This is a genomic window from Xanthomonas sp. WHRI 8932A (genome assembly GCF_035012785.1).
Lineage (GTDB): Bacteria > Pseudomonadota > Gammaproteobacteria > Xanthomonadales > Xanthomonadaceae > Xanthomonas.
Genome location: NZ_JAYGQQ010000008.1, coordinates 20331 through 36606 on the forward strand (window position 1 = coordinate 20331; position 16276 = coordinate 36606).

Below are 16276 nucleotides of genomic sequence, written 5' to 3' on the forward strand. Positions count from 1 at the left end.
CGCAGTTCCGGATGAGGGTGGGTCGCGGTGACGGAGCGTCATCTTCGTGTCCAGGCCGTTCCAGCACCGTATCGCGCCGTTGTGCGCTGCCCGATGCATTCGCCACAGCATTCGTGACACGCTGCGGTCGAACCGACTGCATGAAGACACACGGCCCGATGCGCACCGAAAAACAGAAAATGCTCGCAGGCGAGCTGTACAACGCTGCCGATGAAGCGCTGCAGTCCGATCAGGCGGCCGCTGCCGAGTGGATGGTGCGTTACAACGCAGCTGTCCTGCAGACGGCTGAGCAGCGGCACGCGCTCTTGCGCGAGCGGTTGGCTGAGGTGGGCGCGGGCGCGGTGATCCGTGCGCCGTTTCATTGCGACTACGGGTACAACATCCGTCTGGGCGCCGGGGTCTTTCTCAATTTTAGCTGTGTGATTCTGGATATTTGCGACGTCAGCATTGGCGATGGCACGCAGATCGGGCCTGGCGTCCAGCTTTACGCTGCCGATCATCCGCGCGATGCGGCCGGCCGTGCCAGCGGTCTGGAATTTGGACGCCCGATTCGCATCGGGCGCAACGTGTGGATTGGCGGCGGGGCGACCATCCTGCCGGGCGTGAGCATTGGCGACGATGCATTGATCGGCGCAGGCGCGGTGGTTACCCGCGATGTACCCGCAGGTGCCACGGCAGTGGGCAATCCGGCGCGCGTGCGCGAGGCTCGACCGGATCCGGATGCCGTAGCGACGGATTGAGCGCAGTGAAAGCCAAGTGGCGTGCGATGTGATCGATCTTGCATGCGTTGCACGTAGGAGCAAACACACCATGAGTCGCCACACCAGCAATTGCAGCATTGATCCACATCAAGGCAGCCACCACCAGCGCCTGTCACCGTGAGTCCGGCACTACCCTTTGGCAGCATTGCCACCCTTGCAGGAGGTCACCATGTACAAACGTATTCTCATCGCCATCGATGCGTCCGAGCTGTCGCATCGCGGCTTGTTTCAGGGACTGGAATTGGCCAAGGCGACCGGTGCCAAGGTCGACATCGTCACCGTGTCCGAGCCGTGGGCGATGGGTATGTACGACGCGATGGGCTGGAGCGTGGGATACGAGGCGAGCCCGGAATATCGTAATGAGCGCGAAGCCGCTGCCGAAAAGATTCTGCGTCCTGCACTGGAGCTGGCGATAGCTGCAAACATCAAGGCCACCTCACGGCATGTGCTGGACCGCTTCGCGGCCGAGGGCATCGTGCAGATCGCAGAAGAATGCAGAAGCGATCTCATCATCATGACCTCGCACGGGCGACGTGGCGTGCGCCGCATGCTGCTCGGCAGCCAGACCGTGGAAGTGCTCACGCACAGCACGATCCCGGTGCTGGTGATTCGTTGAGGTCGATGCCGATATCGAGTTGTTGATGAGCAGGCACGCAGACGGCCCATCGGGTTGTGACACGTAGGAGCGCACCTGGGCGCGACTGGCGTTCCCGGTAATGCCAGTCGCGCCCAGGTGCGCTCCTACGTAGTGTTTATAGTTTCCGGTGTGCACGAGGCAGATAAGAACACGATGAATGGACGTGCAGTCTGATGCATGCACGCTTTTGTAGGAGCGCCCCCGGGCGCGATGGGGCGTTCCCGGTAATGCCATCGCGCCCAGGTGCGCTCCTACGCAACCCACCGTGCTTAGCCCTTCATCGGCTCCAGTTGCGCCACAAAGCGTGGCGACGGTCGGGCGAGCCGGCGCAGTGCTTCGGCGTGCATCAGCGGTGCGTTATGGGTGAGCGGCGCAGCCGTGCGTGGCGTGGCGGGCGTGTGCTGCTGCGCGTCCTGGCCCAGCTCGCGCATGAAGCGCCACATCGGCATGTAGTGGCCACGGCGCGGTGCCGGTGCGTGTGGCGTGGCGCGGCATTGGCGGCGCCACTGCATCGGTGGCATGCCGAAGCGCTGCTGGAAGGCGCGCTGGAACTGCCGCTCCGAGGCAAACCCCATTTCGTACAGCAACCAGGTGAGGCTGCACTCCGGATACGCCTGCAGATAGCGGTGCGCGGTGCATAGACGCTGCTCGCGGATATAACTGGCGACGCCGCCACGCGACTGGAACAGCCGATACAACGACGCCCGCGACAGTGCGAATGCCTGTTGCAACGACTCGGTGCCGAGCTCGGCCTCACTGATGTGCTGCTCGATATAGGCCAGCAGATCGATCATCAGCGGCGCATGCGCCTCCATGGTCGAGGACGCTTGCGGCGCGATGGCGCTGTAGTAGCTGATGCTCATGCGGTACTGCCTGCGGCCCACTCCCCGGGGCCTGTCCTTTGATCAACCGAAAAAAGCATCGCCAACCCATCACGCCTCTTTCACGAAGTCGGCCGCGCATCACGCATCGGCACGATTGAGACGATTTGTCGGGTGAGCGCGCAGGGCCATTCCTAGACTCGCCGCAACGCTGAAGAGCGTCATCGCACGGCCTGTCGCTTTGGTCCGCGTGGTGCGGCAGTTGCGGGGAAGCTCGCAGCACCGGCGTCGCACGCAGGCTCCAGGCGATCGGCCGGGCCGGCGATATCCAGGCCACAAGGCAGCGCACGTGCCCCGCACGTTGGCGCAACGGGCAAGCTCAATCGGAGATCAGGCATGGCCAGCAGTCAGAAGTTCATCGCCCGCAATCGGGCGCCACGCGTGCAGATCGAATACGACGTAGAGGTCTACGGCGCGCAGAAGAAAGTGCAGATTCCGTTCGTGATGGGGGTGATGTCGGACCTGTCCGGTGCCAACGCCGGCGAACTGCCTTCGCTGGACGAGCGCAAGGCATTGGAGATCGACGTCGACAACTTCGACAGCCGCCTGCAGTCGATGCGCCCGCGTGCGCAGTTCAAGGTGCCCAACACGCTCACCGGCGAAGGCGAGCTGGCGGTGGATATCACCTTCGAAAGCATGGACGACTTTTCCCCGGCCGCCATCGCGCGCAAGGTCGCGCCGCTGGCCAAGTTGCTCGAAGCACGCACGCAGTTGGCCAACCTGGACACCTATATGGACGGCAAGGCCGGCGCCGAGCAGCTGATTGCCAATGCCATCCGCGACCCGGCGTTGCTGCAGTCGCTGGTGTCGGCGGCCAAGCCTGCCTCCGAGCCGGAAGGAGCCTGACGCCATGTCCGCCACCGAAGCCGCACTGGCCAGCAGCAGTACCGAAACCAGCGAGCAAGGCGATTTTGCCGCGCTGCTCAATCGCGAGTTCCGCCCCAAGAGCGAACGCGCCAAGGAAGAAGTGGAAGCGGCGGTACGCACGCTCGCCGAGCAGGTGCTCAACCGCAGCGATGTGGTCAGCGAAGACGTTTCGCAAACCATCAAGGCCTATATCGCCGAGATCGACCGCACGCTCACCGAACAGCTCAACAAGATCCTGCATCACGCCGATCTGCAGCAGCTCGAAGGTGCCTGGCGCGGCCTGCATTACCTGGTCAACAACACCGAGACCGATCAGCAGCTCAAGATCCGCGTGCTGAACATCAGCAAGAAAGAACTGGGCAAGGTGCTCAAGCGCTACAAGGGCACCGCATGGGATCAGAGCCCCATTTTCAAGAAGGTCTACGAGCAGGAATACGGCCAGCTCGGCGGCGAGCCGTATGGCTGCCTGGTCGGCGATTACTACTTCGACCAGAGCCCGCCGGATGTGGAGCTGCTCAACGGTATTGCACAGGTTGCTGCGGCTGCGCACGCGCCATTCATTGCCGCGGCCGCGCCCAAGTTGATGGGCATGGACAACTGGAACGAGCTGTCCAACCCGCGCGATCTGGCCAAGATCTTTTCCACGCCCGATTATGCCGCATGGCGCTCGCTGCGCGAATCGGAAGATTCCAAGTACATCGGTCTGGCGATGCCACGCACGCTGTCGCGCCTGCCGTATGGCGCGGCCACCAGCCCGGTGGACGAATTCGATTTCGAAGAAGAGACCGCCGGCGCCGATTCCAATAAATACACCTGGCAAAATGCGGCATATGCGATGGCGGTCAACATCAACCGCTCGTTCAAGCAGTACGGCTGGTGCTCGCGGATTCGTGGCATCGAATCCGGCGGCGCGGTGGAAGGGCTGCCGACGCACACCTTCCCCACCGACGACGGCGGCGTGGACATGAAGTGCCCCACCGAAGTGGCGATCACCGACCGCCGTTCGGCCGAGCTGGACAAGATGGGCCTGATGCCGCTGGTGCACCGCAAGAACTCGGATATGGCCGCCTTCATCAGCGCGCAGTCCTTGAACAAGCCCGACGAATACGACGACCCGGATGCCACCGCAAATGCCGCATTGGGCGCGCGTCTGCCGTACATGTTTGCCTGCTGCCGCTTTGCGCATTACCTCAAGTGCATCGTGCGCGACAAGATCGGTTCGTTCTCCGATCGCGAGCAGATGCAGAGCTGGCTGACGCGCTGGGTGACCCAGTACATCGATGGCGACCCGTCCAATTCCAGCGAAGAAACCAAGGCGCGCAAGCCCTTGGCCGCCGCCGAAGTGGTGGTGGAAGAAGTGGAGGGCGCACCGGGCTATTACAGCTCCAAGTTCTTCCTCAAGCCGCATTACCAGCTGGAAGGCCTGACCGTCTCGTTGCGTCTGGTCTCGCGCTTGCCCTCGGCCGCCAAGGCCTGATCCAGCGTCTTTGCGTCACGGCGACGACGTGCGCTCTGCACGTCGCACCACCTGTGTTTCCCACTTAGCGAAGGAGCAGTTCCATGGCGTTCGACATGCATATCAAGTTCGGCAGCGGCAAGGTCAAGATCGAAGGCGCGTCCAATCACAAGAAGCACAAGGGCGAGATTCCGATCCTGGCGTGGTCGTGGGGCGCGAGCAATTCCGGCGACCTGCATACCGGTGGCGGTTCGGCCAGTGGCGGCAAGGCGCATATCCAGGACATTTCCATCACCAAGTACGTCGACGGGTGCTCCAACGCATTGCTCGATGCGGTGTGCACCGGCGCCCGCGTGGAAAACGCCTGGTTGTACGTCACCAATGCCACCGGCGAGCAGAGCGACTTTCTCACCATCGAGTTGAGCGAAGGCGTGCTGATCACCTCGCTGTCCACCGGCGGTTCCGGCGGCGAAGACCGTCTGACTGAAAACGTGACGCTGCACTTCGGCAAGTTCAAGTACGGCTTCCAGCCGCAGGACGACAAGGGCACGGCGCAGGGCGGCGCGAAGGAATTCACCTACGACATCCAGGCTGTCGCCAAGGCGTAATGCCGGCAACCAACGGCGGTGCCATAACCGGCACCGCCACCTTCTTCGATAAGGACACGCGCGATGGATGCCACCGCACAGACCCTGCTCGCCCGTGGCGAGCCGGCGCAGGCGTTGCAGCAATTGGTGCAGCAGGTGCGTCGGCAACCGGCCGATGCCGCGCAGCGCGTGTTTTTGTTTCAGCTGCTGGCCGTCCTGGGCCAGTGGTCGCGCGCGGCCGACCAGCTGCGCGCCTGCCTGGAGCTGGATGGCGGCAGTGCGCCGATGGTGCACACCTACCAGCGCGTGTTGCAGGCAGAACAGACGCGCGCTGCGGTATTTGCCGGCGACTGCCTGCCTACCGTGATCGGCGCACCCGATGCCTGGATGGCGCTGCACCTGCAGGCCTTGCAGTTATCGCTACGTGGCAATGCAGCGCAGGCGGCCGCATTGCGCGAGCAGGCCTTTGCGCAGGCACCGGCCATCGGCGGCACGCTGGATGGCGTGCGGTTCGAGTGGCTGGCCGATGCGGATGCACGCTTCGGCCCATGCATCGAACTGATCCTGGACACCGGCTATGCGTGGGCACCGCTGCATCAAGTGCAGCAGCTACGCTTCGAAACGCCCAGCGATCTACGCGATACCGTGTGGGCGCCGGTGAGCGTGTTGTGGCGCAATGGCGGCCAGGCGTTTGCGTACATGCCGGTGCGCTATCCAGGCAGCGAACACCTGGATGCGGGCGAGCTGCAACTGGCGCGTCGCACCGAATGGACCGAAGGTGCGCAGGGCGAAATCGGCCTGGGCCAACGCATGCTCAGCACCGAGTCGCGCGAGGTTGCGCTGCTCGAGGTGCGCGAGCTGCAGTTCGACGCGTCCTGATCGTCATGGCCGAGCTCACCACCACCGAACGCTTGCAGCCCTCGCTGCTGGACCGGCTCACCGATGCCGCGCCCAGCCAACGCGAAGAGAGCCGCGACCAACGCGTGATTTCGGCAACGCGCCTGCGCGAATGCGTAATCCGCGATCTGTCGTGGCTGTTGAATGCAGTGAATCTGGAAACCAGCTGGCCGCTGGACGCGCATCCGCAGATCCGTCGCTCGGTGCTCAACTTCGGCATCCCCGATCTGGCCGGCGCAGCCGTGGCCGGCATCGATGCGGCCGCGCTGCAGCAGCGTATTCGCGACGCCATCCTGGCCTTCGAACCACGCCTGATTGCCGATACCTTGCGCGTGAGTGTGCACGCCGACGCTGCACGCATGGACAAGCGCTCGCTGCTGTTCACCATCCAATCGGAGATGTGGGCGCAGCCGCTGCCGTTGAACCTGTATCTGAAGACCGCGCTGGACCTGGAAACCGGCCGACTTGAAGTGATGGAGGGCCACGGCTAATCCCATGGACCCGCGCCTGCTCCCGTACTACACCCGCGAATTGCAGCACGTGCGCGACATGGGCGCCGAGTTTGCGCGCGAGTACCCCAAGATCGCCGGGCGGCTGGGGCTGGATGCGTTCGAATGCGCTGACCCGTATGTGGAGCGCCTGCTCGAAGGGTTCGCGTTTCTGGCCGCGCGCGTGCAACTCAAGCTGGACGCGCAGTACCCGGTCTTTACCCAGCACTTGCTGGAAATGGTCTACCCGCATTATCTGGCGCCACTACCATCGATGGCAGTGGTGCAGTTGCAGCCGGATCTGAAAGACAGCGGCTTGAGCGCCGGTGTCGACGTACCGCGGCATAGCGCGCTGCGCAGCCTGATCGGCGCCGGTGAGCGCACCGCCTGCGAATTTCGCACCGCACATGCGGTGACGTTGTGGCCGCTGCAGTTGGCCGAGGCCAAGTATCTGGAATCGCCGGCTGCGCTGGCGGCGGCGGGGATCGCATTGCCCGCCGGTCGCAGCGTGCGCGCCGGCATCCGCTTGCGCTTCGAGCTGGTGGGCGGTGCGCAGACCCAAGGCCTGGCATTGGATCGGTTGCCGCTGTTCCTGGCCGGCGCCGATGGCCTGCCCAAGCGGCTGTACGAACAACTGCATGCCGACACCAGCGCCGTTCTGGTACGTGGCAGCGATGCGCAGGGCGCCACCGTGCAGACGCTGCAAGGCGCCGATACATTGCAGATGCGCGGGTACGCCGACGAAGACAGCTTGATCCCGTATGACGGTCGCTCGTTCAGTGGCTACCGGTTGCTGCAGGAATACTTCGCCTGCCCGGAGCGCTTTCTGTTCGCAGAACTCACCGGTTTGCGCACTGCATTGCGTCGCCTGCACGGCACCAGTTTCGAGGTGGTGATCTTGCTGGAACGCAGCGTGCCCAGCCTGGCGGCCGCAGTGAGTGCCGAACACTTCAAGCTGTTCTGTACGCCGGCAATCAATCTGTTCGAACGCCGCGCCGACCGCATCCATCTGCAGACCGGCCAGCACGAGTATCACGTGCTGGCCGATCGCACCCGGCCGATGGATTTCGAGATCCATCATCTGGGCGAGGTGGAAGGCTTCGGCGACCGCCAGGAACCGGAACAACGCTTCACCGCGTTCTATGGTGGCGACGCACACACCTGGCATGCGCGGCATGGCGCGTTCTACACCATGCGCCGCGAGCCACGCCTGCTGTCGGCGCGGCAACGCCGCGATGGCGCGCGCTCCAGTTATGTGGGTAGCGAGGTGTTCGTCAGCCTGGTCGATGCAAACGATCAGGCGCATGCCAGCAACTTGCGTCAGCTCGGGCTGCAGTTGTGGTGCAGCAACCGCGACCTGCCGTTGCACATGCCGGTGGGCAAGGGCACCACCGACTTCAGCATGGACAGCGGTGTGCCGGTGCAGAGTGTGCGCTGCGTGGCCGGGCCGACCAAGCCGCGCCCGGCTGTGTCCGACGGGCAAACCGCCTGGCGCCTGCTCAGTCAATTGCAGCTCAATTATCTGTCGCTGTTCGAAGATGGCCCCAACGGTGCGGCGGCGCTGCGCGAGATCCTCACCCTGTATTGCGACCCGTTCGATGCCTCGGCACAGCGGCAGATCGAAGGGGTCAAGCAGGTTACCGGCACGCCGATCGTGCGACGCATTCCGGTGCCGGGCCCGATCACGTTCGGCCGTGGCTTGGAGATCACGCTCACTTGCGAAGACGCCGCCTTCGAAGGCACCGGCGCGTTTCTGCTGACCTCGGTGCTGCGGCACTTCTTTGCGCGCTATGTCTCGGTGAATTCCTTCACCGAAACCGTACTGCGCACCACCGAACGCAACGAGGTGGCCCGATGGCCCGCCCAGCCCGGCTCCCGACCGCGCCTGTAAGCGCCGGTGCTGCCGCGCTGGAACAGGCGCTGCAGACCCGGCCCCAGGACTTCACCCCGTTTGCGGCGCTGCGCGCGATCGAGCGCTGCCATCCGTTGCAGCCGCGCCTGGGCGAATCCGCCCGTGCGGTGGACGACGTGGTGCGCCTGCGGCACACCCCGTCGCTGGCATTCGCGCCGCACGCCCTGGACCGCTACACACCGGCGCACGACGCGCAACCCGCGGCGCTGTACGGGCTGTTTCTCGGCCTGTTTGGCCCCAACGCGCCGCTGCCGCTACACCTGACCGAATACGCCATCGAGCGTGCGCTGCAAGCCAAGGATGGCACCTTCGCCGCGTTTGCCGATGTGTTCCATCACCGCATGCTCAGCCTGTTCTATCGCGCCTGGGCGCAGGCGCAGCCCACCGTGCAGGCCGAGCGACCGGCCAGCGATCAGTTCCGTGCGTGGCTGGATGCGCTGGTCGGTATCGCCAGCCCGCACCTGCGCGAGCGCGATGCATTGCCCGACGATGCACGCCGCTATCACGCCGGCCGGTTTGGCGCGGCCACGCGCACACCGGAAGGCTTGCGCGCCGTGCTGCAGCAGCTGTTCGACTGGCCGGTGCAGGTGCAGGAATTCATTGCCGAATGGATGCGGCTCCCCGCCGATGCGCAGTTGCAATTGGGCCTTGGTCCGCGCAATGCACGGCTCGGTGTGGACAGCGTGGTTGGCGCACAGGTGCGTGGTGCGCAACAGCGTGTGCGGATTCGGCTGGGGCCGCTGCCGCGCATTGCCTTTCAACGCTTCCTGCCCGGCGGCCAGGCGCTACGCCAACTCACCGCAGCGGTGCGTAGCTATCTGGGCGACGAATTCGGCTGGGAGCTGCAGTTGCTGCTCAAGGCCGACGACGTCCCCACCCCGCACTTGGCACGCAATAGCCGCTTGGGCCTGGACACCTGGCTCGGCCGGCGCGCCTGGAGCGTGGCCGACGCCGACGAGGTGCTGCTGCGCCCCTCCGGCTGACCGCACCGCTACCACTGCCGCTCACACACACGCTCACACGCAACGTACCGACTTCGAAGGACGCATCATGGCCGAGATCTCCCGCAGTGCCCTGTTCGGCAAGCTCAATCCACTCGCCTATCGCGGCATCGAAAGTGCCACGGTGTTCTGCAAGCTGCGCGGTAACCCGTATGTGGAGTTGGTGCACTGGCTGCATCAGCTGCTGCAGCTGCAGGACTCGGACCTGCACCGCATCATCAAGCACTTCCAACTCAATCCTTCCTCGCTGGCGGGCGATGTCACCGCCGCGCTGGACGGCCTGCCGCGCGGCTCCACCGCCGTCACCGACCTGTCGGCCAATGTCGAAGAAGCCGTGGAGCGCGGTTGGGTGTATGCCTCGCTGAGCTTCGGCGAGGCGCAGGTGCGCACCGGTTACCTGGTCGTCGGCATCTTGAGCGTGCGCGGTCTACGCAACGCGCTGCTGGCGATCTCCAAGGAGTTCGACAAGCTCAAGCCCGCTGTGATCAATGAGCACTTCGCGCAGATCGTGGCCGGCTCGCCGGAAGATGGCCTGCTGCCCAGCGATGGGTTTTCGCTCGGTCAAAGTGCGGCGCCGGGAGAAGCCAGCGGTGCCATCGCCCCGGCCGCGATGGGCAAGCAGGAAGCGCTGAAGAAATTCACCACCGATCTCACCGCGCAAGCACGCGAGGGCAAGCTGGACCCGATCATCGGCCGCGACGACGAGATTCGCCAGGTGGTGGACATCCTGATGCGTCGCCGCCAGAACAACCCGATCCTGGTCGGCGAGGCTGGCGTGGGCAAGACCGCGGTAGTGGAAGGCTTCGCGCAACGCATCGCCCGCGGCGACGTGCCGCCCGCATTGAAAGACGTGCAACTGCGCACGCTGGACGTGGGCCTGCTGCAGGCCGGCGCCAGCATGAAGGGCGAGTTCGAGCAGCGCCTGCGCGCGGTCATCGATGAAGTGCAGGCCAGCCCCAAGCCGATCATTCTGTTCGTGGATGAAACCCACACCCTGGTCGGCGCCGGTGGCGCGGCTGGCACCGGCGATGCCGCCAACCTGCTCAAGCCGGCACTGGCGCGCGGCACGTTGCGCACTGTGGGCGCAACCACATTCGCCGAGTACAAGAAGTACATCGAAAAAGACCCGGCGCTGAGCCGCCGTTTCCAGGCCGTGCAGGTGGACGAGCCGGACGAAGCCAAGGCGGTGCGCATGATGCGCGGCGTCGCCTCGATGATGGAGCAGCACCACAGCGTGCAGATCCTCGACGAAGCGCTGGAAGCCGCCGTCAAACTAAGCCACCGCTATATCCCTGCGCGCCAGTTGCCGGACAAATCGGTGAGCCTGCTGGACACCGCTTGCGCCCGCGTTGCAGTGAGCCTGCATGCCACGCCGGCGGAAGTGGACGACAGCCGCCGCCGCATCGAATCGCTGGACACCGAACACGCCATCATCGAGCGCGAGCGCGCCATCGGCATCGTGGTGGATGAGCGCGCGGCTGCGTGTGCCGGCTTGCTCGATGGCGAGCGTCGCCGCTTGCATGACCTGGAACAGCGCTGGGTGTCCGAGAAAACATTGGTCGATGAACTGTTGTCGCTACGCGCGCAACTACGCAGCGGCAACGCCCCGGTCGAAGGCACCGGCAGTGCGTTGGAAGCCGAGGCAGAACAGGACGCCTCCGGCGATACCGCCGTGCTCGACGCACCGGTGCAAGTGGATCGCGACACGCTGCTAGCACGCCTGCAACTGGTGCAGGCCGAACTGGCCGCGTTACAAGGCGAATCGCCACTGATCCTGCCCACTGTCGATTATCAAGCCGTCGCCGCCGTGGTCGCTGACTGGACGGGCATCCCGGTCGGGCGCATGGCGCGCAACGAGATCGACACCGTGCTGCGCTTGCCCGAACTGCTGGCCAAGCGCGTCATCGGCCAGGACCACGCCATGGAGATGATCGCCAAGCGTATCCAGACCAGCCGCGCCGGCCTGGACAACCCGGACAAACCGATCGGCGTATTCCTGCTGGCCGGCACCTCCGGCGTCGGCAAGACCGAAACCGCACTTGCCCTGGCAGAGACGCTGTACGGCGGCGAACAAAACCTGATCACCATCAACATGAGCGAATACCAGGAAGCGCACACCGTCTCCTCGCTCAAGGGCGCACCGCCCGGCTACGTCGGTTACGGCGAAGGCGGCGTCCTCACCGAAGCAGTGCGCCGCAAACCCTACTCGGTGGTGCTACTCGACGAAGTGGAGAAAGCCCACCCCGACGTACACGAACTGTTCTTCCAGGTCTTCGACAAAGGCTGGATGGAAGACGGCGAAGGCCGCCGCATCGACTTCCGCAACACCTTGATCATCCTCACCAGCAACGCCGGCACCGACCTCATCGCCAGCCTGTGCAAAGACCCGGAGTTGATGCCGGATCCGGAGGGCATGGCCAAGGCCATCCGCGAACCGTTGCTGAAGGTGTTTCCACCGGCATTGCTCGGGCGCCTGGTCGCGATTCCGTATTACCCGCTGAGCAACGACATGCTCGGCCAGATCGTGCGGTTGCAGTTGAACCGCATCAAGAAGCGGATCGAGGAGCGTTACAAGATTCCGTTTGACTACGACGATTCGGTGGTGGAGCTGGTGGTGAGTCGATGCACCGAGAGTGAGTCGGGTGGGCGGATGATTGATGCGATTTTGACTAATTCTATGTTGCCGGAGATTTCGCGGGATTTCTTAAATCGAACGTTGGAAGGTAGTGGGAATAGATCTATTAGTGTCGATTCAGACGGCAATAATTTTATTTATAATTTCGATATCGCGTAATTAATTTCTTCGCAGCGTCGCATCAAAGAAATTTGATGTGGCGAGCGGATCCTTAGTCTATCGATGTCTAGTTAAATTATGAATTTCTGCTTATAAGAGGTGTAATTTCATGTCAAATCAAACCCTCACTTATCTTGAGAAGCACTGGCCTACGTTTGAGTTCAACAGCTGGAGATTTACCTCGTTGCGATGCAGCGGAAAGCTTAGTGTAGCTAACTCAAGGTCCGGTGCTGGAATGGTATTGCTTCAAGGGATCGAAGTGAAAGTAAAAGGTCAATGGCTGCGAGCCCACTTATCATTTCCACCCGATGACACTCGGGAGGGAACTTTCAAGGAGGGGCATTTGAAGATAGAAAGCGGTCCGTACCTAAATCAGTATTTTTTTTCCTGCGATGATAACGAAACATGGGAGGTTGAGAAGCTACCAAATTCACCTACCGTGCGCACGCATAGTCCAGGTGACTGGAGTCGTTTGGACGCGGGTCTATGGATTGACATAGATAAGCTCGTTACCTCTCTGGCTTACTTGGAATATTAATCTAAAAAAATATCAATTGGTGGAATGATTTCAAAGGAGGAAGTATGTGCCCTCACTGTCTAGATGCCCTTTGTAATATGGGATCAATTTGCCATCGTGGAATTTTTTCCTGCAATGGCGACGCTTTCTCACCGAAGGCCGCAGGTCAGCATAAAGAAACAAAGAAGTCTTCAAAGAGAGGTCAGTTCGAGAGTGAGCATCTTTTCCCACATGCAGCGCTTAAATTATCGGGTATAAATTATAGCTATCAAACAGAGCCTACTTTAAGTATACCGTATGATGTCCATCGAGGCGGCCAGAGTGGAGCTGGAGGAGGAGTCTCTTCTACTGGAAGTAGCGGGACCGCAAGCGGATGGTCTAGTCATTTAGGAACCTTGGCTCAGAATGATTTCCCCGGCGCGCTACGACTCGCCGTTATTGATCAGCTAAATGCGCATTACGTCAATGGCAATTTGAGTGCTGAGGTTGCTATGCAAGTTATTCAGGTTGTCAACGGGCATGCATCTTTGGGGCGCCTTACCGGAACCCAAGCAGGTGAAATAAATAACTTGATTGCGGATTACTACTACTCAAGAGCCAAATAAGTCTCACGATCCGCAGGAGATTTGAAATAAATATTTTAACAAAGCGACCAGAGTGGTAGCCAAAATTATTTGGATGCACTTATAGACCTACTGGGCGGTTGAGTTGTCTCGCAGCGACTCAGCCTTGCTTCGCTCTACGCTCAGAAGTGCGGTGTCCCAGTGTCAGTTATTGATTAGGGTAGCTGCTAATTTGGTAAGGCTCTGGTGGTCCAGGGTCTTTGCGAATAGCACCGTAAATCGCCTGACGTCTTGACAAAGGTGGATAACGGGGTCGGGTTCACTTATCGGTCAACTACGGCGACTTGCGGCGCTGATGAGCTGTTCTAACGCCCTCAAAAATATGCGTCGACGGCCGCTGTGCTTGCGCTTCGGCGGTAAATGCAGATCGTTTGCGCCTCCTTCGCCGGATGGAGCTGTATCTGGCGCAACAAAGGGTGCATGCGACATTGGTCGGCAAGCACTCTGCTTCCGCTTGGCGCTGCCATTGGTAACGCACAGGTGTTGGGACGATCCAGGCCGGTCGGTAAAGCCGCCAGGCACGCCGCACCCATCCTGGTGATCGAAGAGCCAATATGGACGGATAACGGGGTCAGGTTCACTTATCGGGCGACTACGGCGACTTGCGGCGCCGATGAGCTGTTCTAACGCCCGCAAGAATATGCGTCGGCGGCGACTGTGCTTGCGCGTCGGCGGTAAATGCAGTTCGTTTGTGCTTCCATCGCCGGATGGAGCTGTATTTGGCGCAACAAAGGGTGCATGCGACATTGGTCGGCAAGCACTCTGCTTCCGCTTCGCGCTGCCATTGGTAACGCACAGGTGTTGCGACTATCCAGGCCGGTCGGTAAAGCTGCCAGGTACGCCTTACCCATCCTGGCGATCGAAGAGCCAACATGTAAGGCTCCGAGGAATGAAGCCTCATTCCCTGCTATCGGTAAGCTATGCCGTTCCGGGGAGGGGCAAATGAAAAGAAGTCTTGTGGTGGTGATCTATCTGCTGGCGTTGCCGGCGGCGGCGCAGTCCGCCTACAAGTGCAGTGATGCAAAGCTGGGGACCGTGTACCAGTCCACGCCGTGCGCCGACGGCACCGAGCAGAAGCGTTGGAACAAGCAACCCGCGTCGGCACCGAAGGCCGCGACTGCGCAGACCGGCCTGCAAACGGCCTCTGGCAATGGGCAGGAGTCGAACCTGGGTCTACGCCTGATCAGTTACGACCGCCAGCCGAGCCCGGAGGCGTGTACGCGCGCCACCCATGTGCGCGATAGCGCCCGCGCCGATACTACGATGCGTCGCGATCCGGATTTCATGCAGGCTGTCGAGCGAGCGGTCGTGCAGGCCTGCCGCTAGACAGGGCGTTTCAAGTTGAGTATCTGCAATCAAGGCATGCCAAGGAAGATCGATGCAGGAGCGTGAAGGAGCGTCTGCTAGATGGGGCGAGTTGTTGATCGTGGTGACGATCGCATTCGGGCTGTCGATCTGGTCCAGTGTTTCGGCGCTGGCGCGGGATGCCGTCGAGCCTGTCTTTTCCGAGGCGAGCCTATGGGGCATGGTGGTTTACGAACTGCTTATTCTGGCGATCTTGTTGCCAGTACTGTGGTTCCGCGGCTGGACGCCGCAGTCGCTGGGGCTGCAGTGGCAGCTGCGCGACGTGGTGATGGGGCTCGGCTTGCTGGTGGGTTGCCTGGTGGTCACCTATCCACTGACGCTGGTGAACTGGAGCTTGGGGAGCAACACGAATCCATTCGACGCGATGGTCGCCGGACAGCTGTCGATCACGGCTGTGCTGGCGATCTCGCTGATCAATCCGATCTTCGAGGAAGTGTTCGTATGCGCTTACGTCATCCGCGCCCTGGAGTCGCGCCATGGCCGTGCGTTCGCGGTGAATGTGAGCGTGGCGATCCGCACGTTGTATCACCTCTACCAGGGCCCGATCGGCGCCATCAGCATTTTGGTAATCGGGTTGATCCTGGGCTGGTGGGTGGCCCGACGTGGGCGGCTGTGGCCGGCGATCCTGGCGCATGGCGCACTGGATCTGCTGGGGTTGATGGTCTACACCTGAGTAGCCTGGCGTCGCCGCGATGTCGCACACTTGCCACTCTGGTTGAACACAGGACGAGGCGATGGCGCGGCGATATGGATGGAGCGGGATACTGGTGTGGCTGATGACTTTCGGTGCGGTGGCGGCCGGTCCGACGCCCGGCGAATACAGTACCAAGCAAGGCTGGGGCAGCCTGCAGGTCAGCGATAAGGGTGGGGCGCGCCAGTTCGAAATTCTCACCATGGGCGCCAACGGCCACAGCTGCACGCTATCGGGCACCCTGCACGGCGACAGGGCGGAAGTGAGCGATGTTGTCGATGCGCCCTGCAAGCTATCGTTCGAACCTGTGGCGGGCGGCTTCACCATCGCCGCATTGACCCAGGACAGCTGCCGCGACTACTGCGGCATGCGTGCCCATTTTGAAGGCGACTATCTGCAGTTGCCGGCGGGTTGCACGTCCGCTGCCAGCAGCCGACGACGTGAGGCGTACCTACGGGAATATCGCGGCAAGCGCTATGCCGAAGCGCTCGCCGGCATGCAGGCATTCGTAGGCGAGTGCGGCGAGTTTCTCACCTGGCTCGATCGCGACCGTTTCGCCAACGACCGCGCACTCACCCTGCTGCGCCTGAATCGTCCGAAGGAGTGCCTGGCGGCACTGGACGGCACCATGGCTGGCCGCAGCCACGACGAGGATTCGTTCAAGGCGGAGCTGGATCAGAACAGCACGATGTTGCCGCCCAGCGACTGGGACGCCTACCTGCCGATCGCCAAGTCCACCTGGTTCAATCGCAAGCTATGCGAGGCGGCCAAGCGGTGAGCATAAGATGGGCTGTGTTGC

Annotated in this window: 13 protein-coding genes and 1 pseudogene; 13 read left to right on the forward strand and 1 reads right to left on the reverse strand. The window is 62.3% G+C overall.

All coding sequences use genetic code 11. The annotated features are described in order from the left end of the window. The first annotated feature begins 158 nt into the window (after positions 1–158). Positions 159–740 carry a sugar O-acetyltransferase gene (locus VC212_RS13855; RefSeq protein ID WP_323526251.1) on the forward strand — a complete coding sequence of 194 codons (582 nt, stop codon included), beginning with the start codon at positions 159–161 and terminating at the stop codon, positions 738–740. A gap of 190 nt (positions 741–930) precedes the next feature. Then, the gene (locus VC212_RS13860) at positions 931–1377 is read left to right on the forward strand and encodes a universal stress protein (RefSeq protein WP_055850174.1); all 447 of its coding nucleotides are present in this window, start codon (positions 931–933) and stop codon (positions 1375–1377) included. A 290-nt stretch (positions 1378–1667) separates the two neighbouring features. Here VC212_RS13860 and tagK read toward each other — a convergent pair. Continuing rightward, positions 1668–2326, reverse strand: a pseudogene (gene tagK, locus VC212_RS13865) (transcriptional regulator TagK). 289 nt (positions 2327–2615) lie between these two features. On the opposite strand from tagK, the gene tssB reads away from it, so the two are divergent. From tssB to VC212_RS13920, 11 genes are all read left to right on the forward strand, one after another. Further along, the gene (tssB, locus tag VC212_RS13870; RefSeq protein ID WP_008572540.1) at positions 2616–3125 is read left to right on the forward strand and encodes a type VI secretion system contractile sheath small subunit; all 510 of its coding nucleotides are present in this window, start codon (positions 2616–2618) and stop codon (positions 3123–3125) included. Positions 3126–3129: 4 nt separating this feature from the next. Then, positions 3130–4623 (forward strand): type VI secretion system contractile sheath large subunit, encoded by a 1494-nt coding sequence (gene tssC, locus VC212_RS13875; RefSeq protein WP_115514270.1) that lies wholly within the window; start codon positions 3130–3132, stop codon positions 4621–4623. An 83-nt stretch (positions 4624–4706) separates the two neighbouring features. Continuing rightward, positions 4707–5210: a type VI secretion system tube protein Hcp gene (locus tag VC212_RS13880; protein ID WP_055846859.1), complete on the forward strand. Its 504-nt coding sequence runs from the start codon at positions 4707–4709 to the stop codon at positions 5208–5210. A 63-nt stretch (positions 5211–5273) separates the two neighbouring features. Further along, positions 5274–6068, forward strand: coding sequence for a type VI secretion system accessory protein TagJ (locus VC212_RS13885; RefSeq protein ID WP_323526113.1), 795 nt, complete (start codon positions 5274–5276; stop codon positions 6066–6068). Between the two features lie 5 nt (positions 6069–6073). Continuing rightward, positions 6074–6577: a type VI secretion system baseplate subunit TssE gene (tssE, locus tag VC212_RS13890; protein ID WP_115554925.1), complete on the forward strand. Its 504-nt coding sequence runs from the start codon at positions 6074–6076 to the stop codon at positions 6575–6577. 4 nt (positions 6578–6581) lie between these two features. Next, a complete protein-coding gene (gene tssF, locus VC212_RS13895) occupies positions 6582–8465 on the forward strand; it encodes a type VI secretion system baseplate subunit TssF (protein WP_323526114.1) in 1884 nt (627 codons plus the stop codon). Then, positions 8429–9469, forward strand: a complete 1041-nt coding sequence (gene tssG, locus VC212_RS13900; protein ID WP_323526116.1) for a type VI secretion system baseplate subunit TssG — start codon at positions 8429–8431, stop codon at positions 9467–9469. Before tssF ends, tssG begins: the two co-directional genes overlap by 37 nt. A 67-nt stretch (positions 9470–9536) precedes the next feature. Further along, on the forward strand, positions 9537–12281 hold the full coding sequence (gene tssH, locus VC212_RS13905; RefSeq protein ID WP_323526118.1) for a type VI secretion system ATPase TssH: 2745 nt from the start codon (positions 9537–9539) through the stop codon (positions 12279–12281). 2082 nt (positions 12282–14363) lie between these two features. Further along, entirely contained in the window at positions 14364–14747 is a 384-nt protein-coding gene (locus VC212_RS13910; protein ID WP_323526119.1) for a DUF4124 domain-containing protein, read from the forward strand. Positions 14748–14799: 52 nt separating this feature from the next. Beyond that, on the forward strand, positions 14800–15459 hold the full coding sequence (locus VC212_RS13915; RefSeq protein WP_323526120.1) for a type II CAAX endopeptidase family protein: 660 nt from the start codon (positions 14800–14802) through the stop codon (positions 15457–15459). A gap of 61 nt (positions 15460–15520) precedes the next feature. Then, positions 15521–16255 (forward strand): hypothetical protein, encoded by a 735-nt coding sequence (locus tag VC212_RS13920; protein ID WP_323526122.1) that lies wholly within the window; start codon positions 15521–15523, stop codon positions 16253–16255. Positions 16256–16276 lie beyond the last annotated feature (21 nt).

What these genes read in the sequence shown, in the direction of transcription:
- VC212_RS13855 (WP_323526251.1), top strand. Translation starts at nt 159, where the DNA reads ATGCGCACCGAAAAACAGAAAATGCTCGCAGGCGAGCTGTACAACGCT.
- VC212_RS13860 (WP_055850174.1), top strand. Translation starts at nt 931, where the DNA reads ATGTACAAACGTATTCTCATCGCCATCGATGCGTCCGAGCTGTCGCAT.
- tssB (WP_008572540.1), top strand. Translation starts at nt 2,616, where the DNA reads ATGGCCAGCAGTCAGAAGTTCATCGCCCGCAATCGGGCGCCACGCGTG.
- tssC (WP_115514270.1), top strand. Translation starts at nt 3,130, where the DNA reads ATGTCCGCCACCGAAGCCGCACTGGCCAGCAGCAGTACCGAAACCAGC.
- VC212_RS13880 (WP_055846859.1), top strand. Translation starts at nt 4,707, where the DNA reads ATGGCGTTCGACATGCATATCAAGTTCGGCAGCGGCAAGGTCAAGATC.
- VC212_RS13885 (WP_323526113.1), top strand. Translation starts at nt 5,274, where the DNA reads ATGGATGCCACCGCACAGACCCTGCTCGCCCGTGGCGAGCCGGCGCAG.
- tssE (WP_115554925.1), top strand. Translation starts at nt 6,074, where the DNA reads ATGGCCGAGCTCACCACCACCGAACGCTTGCAGCCCTCGCTGCTGGAC.
- tssF (WP_323526114.1), top strand. Translation starts at nt 6,582, where the DNA reads ATGGACCCGCGCCTGCTCCCGTACTACACCCGCGAATTGCAGCACGTG.
- tssG (WP_323526116.1), top strand. Translation starts at nt 8,429, where the DNA reads ATGGCCCGCCCAGCCCGGCTCCCGACCGCGCCTGTAAGCGCCGGTGCT.
- tssH (WP_323526118.1), top strand. Translation starts at nt 9,537, where the DNA reads ATGGCCGAGATCTCCCGCAGTGCCCTGTTCGGCAAGCTCAATCCACTC.
- VC212_RS13910 (WP_323526119.1), top strand. Translation starts at nt 14,364, where the DNA reads ATGAAAAGAAGTCTTGTGGTGGTGATCTATCTGCTGGCGTTGCCGGCG.
- VC212_RS13915 (WP_323526120.1), top strand. Translation starts at nt 14,800, where the DNA reads ATGCAGGAGCGTGAAGGAGCGTCTGCTAGATGGGGCGAGTTGTTGATC.
- VC212_RS13920 (WP_323526122.1), top strand. Translation starts at nt 15,521, where the DNA reads ATGGCGCGGCGATATGGATGGAGCGGGATACTGGTGTGGCTGATGACT.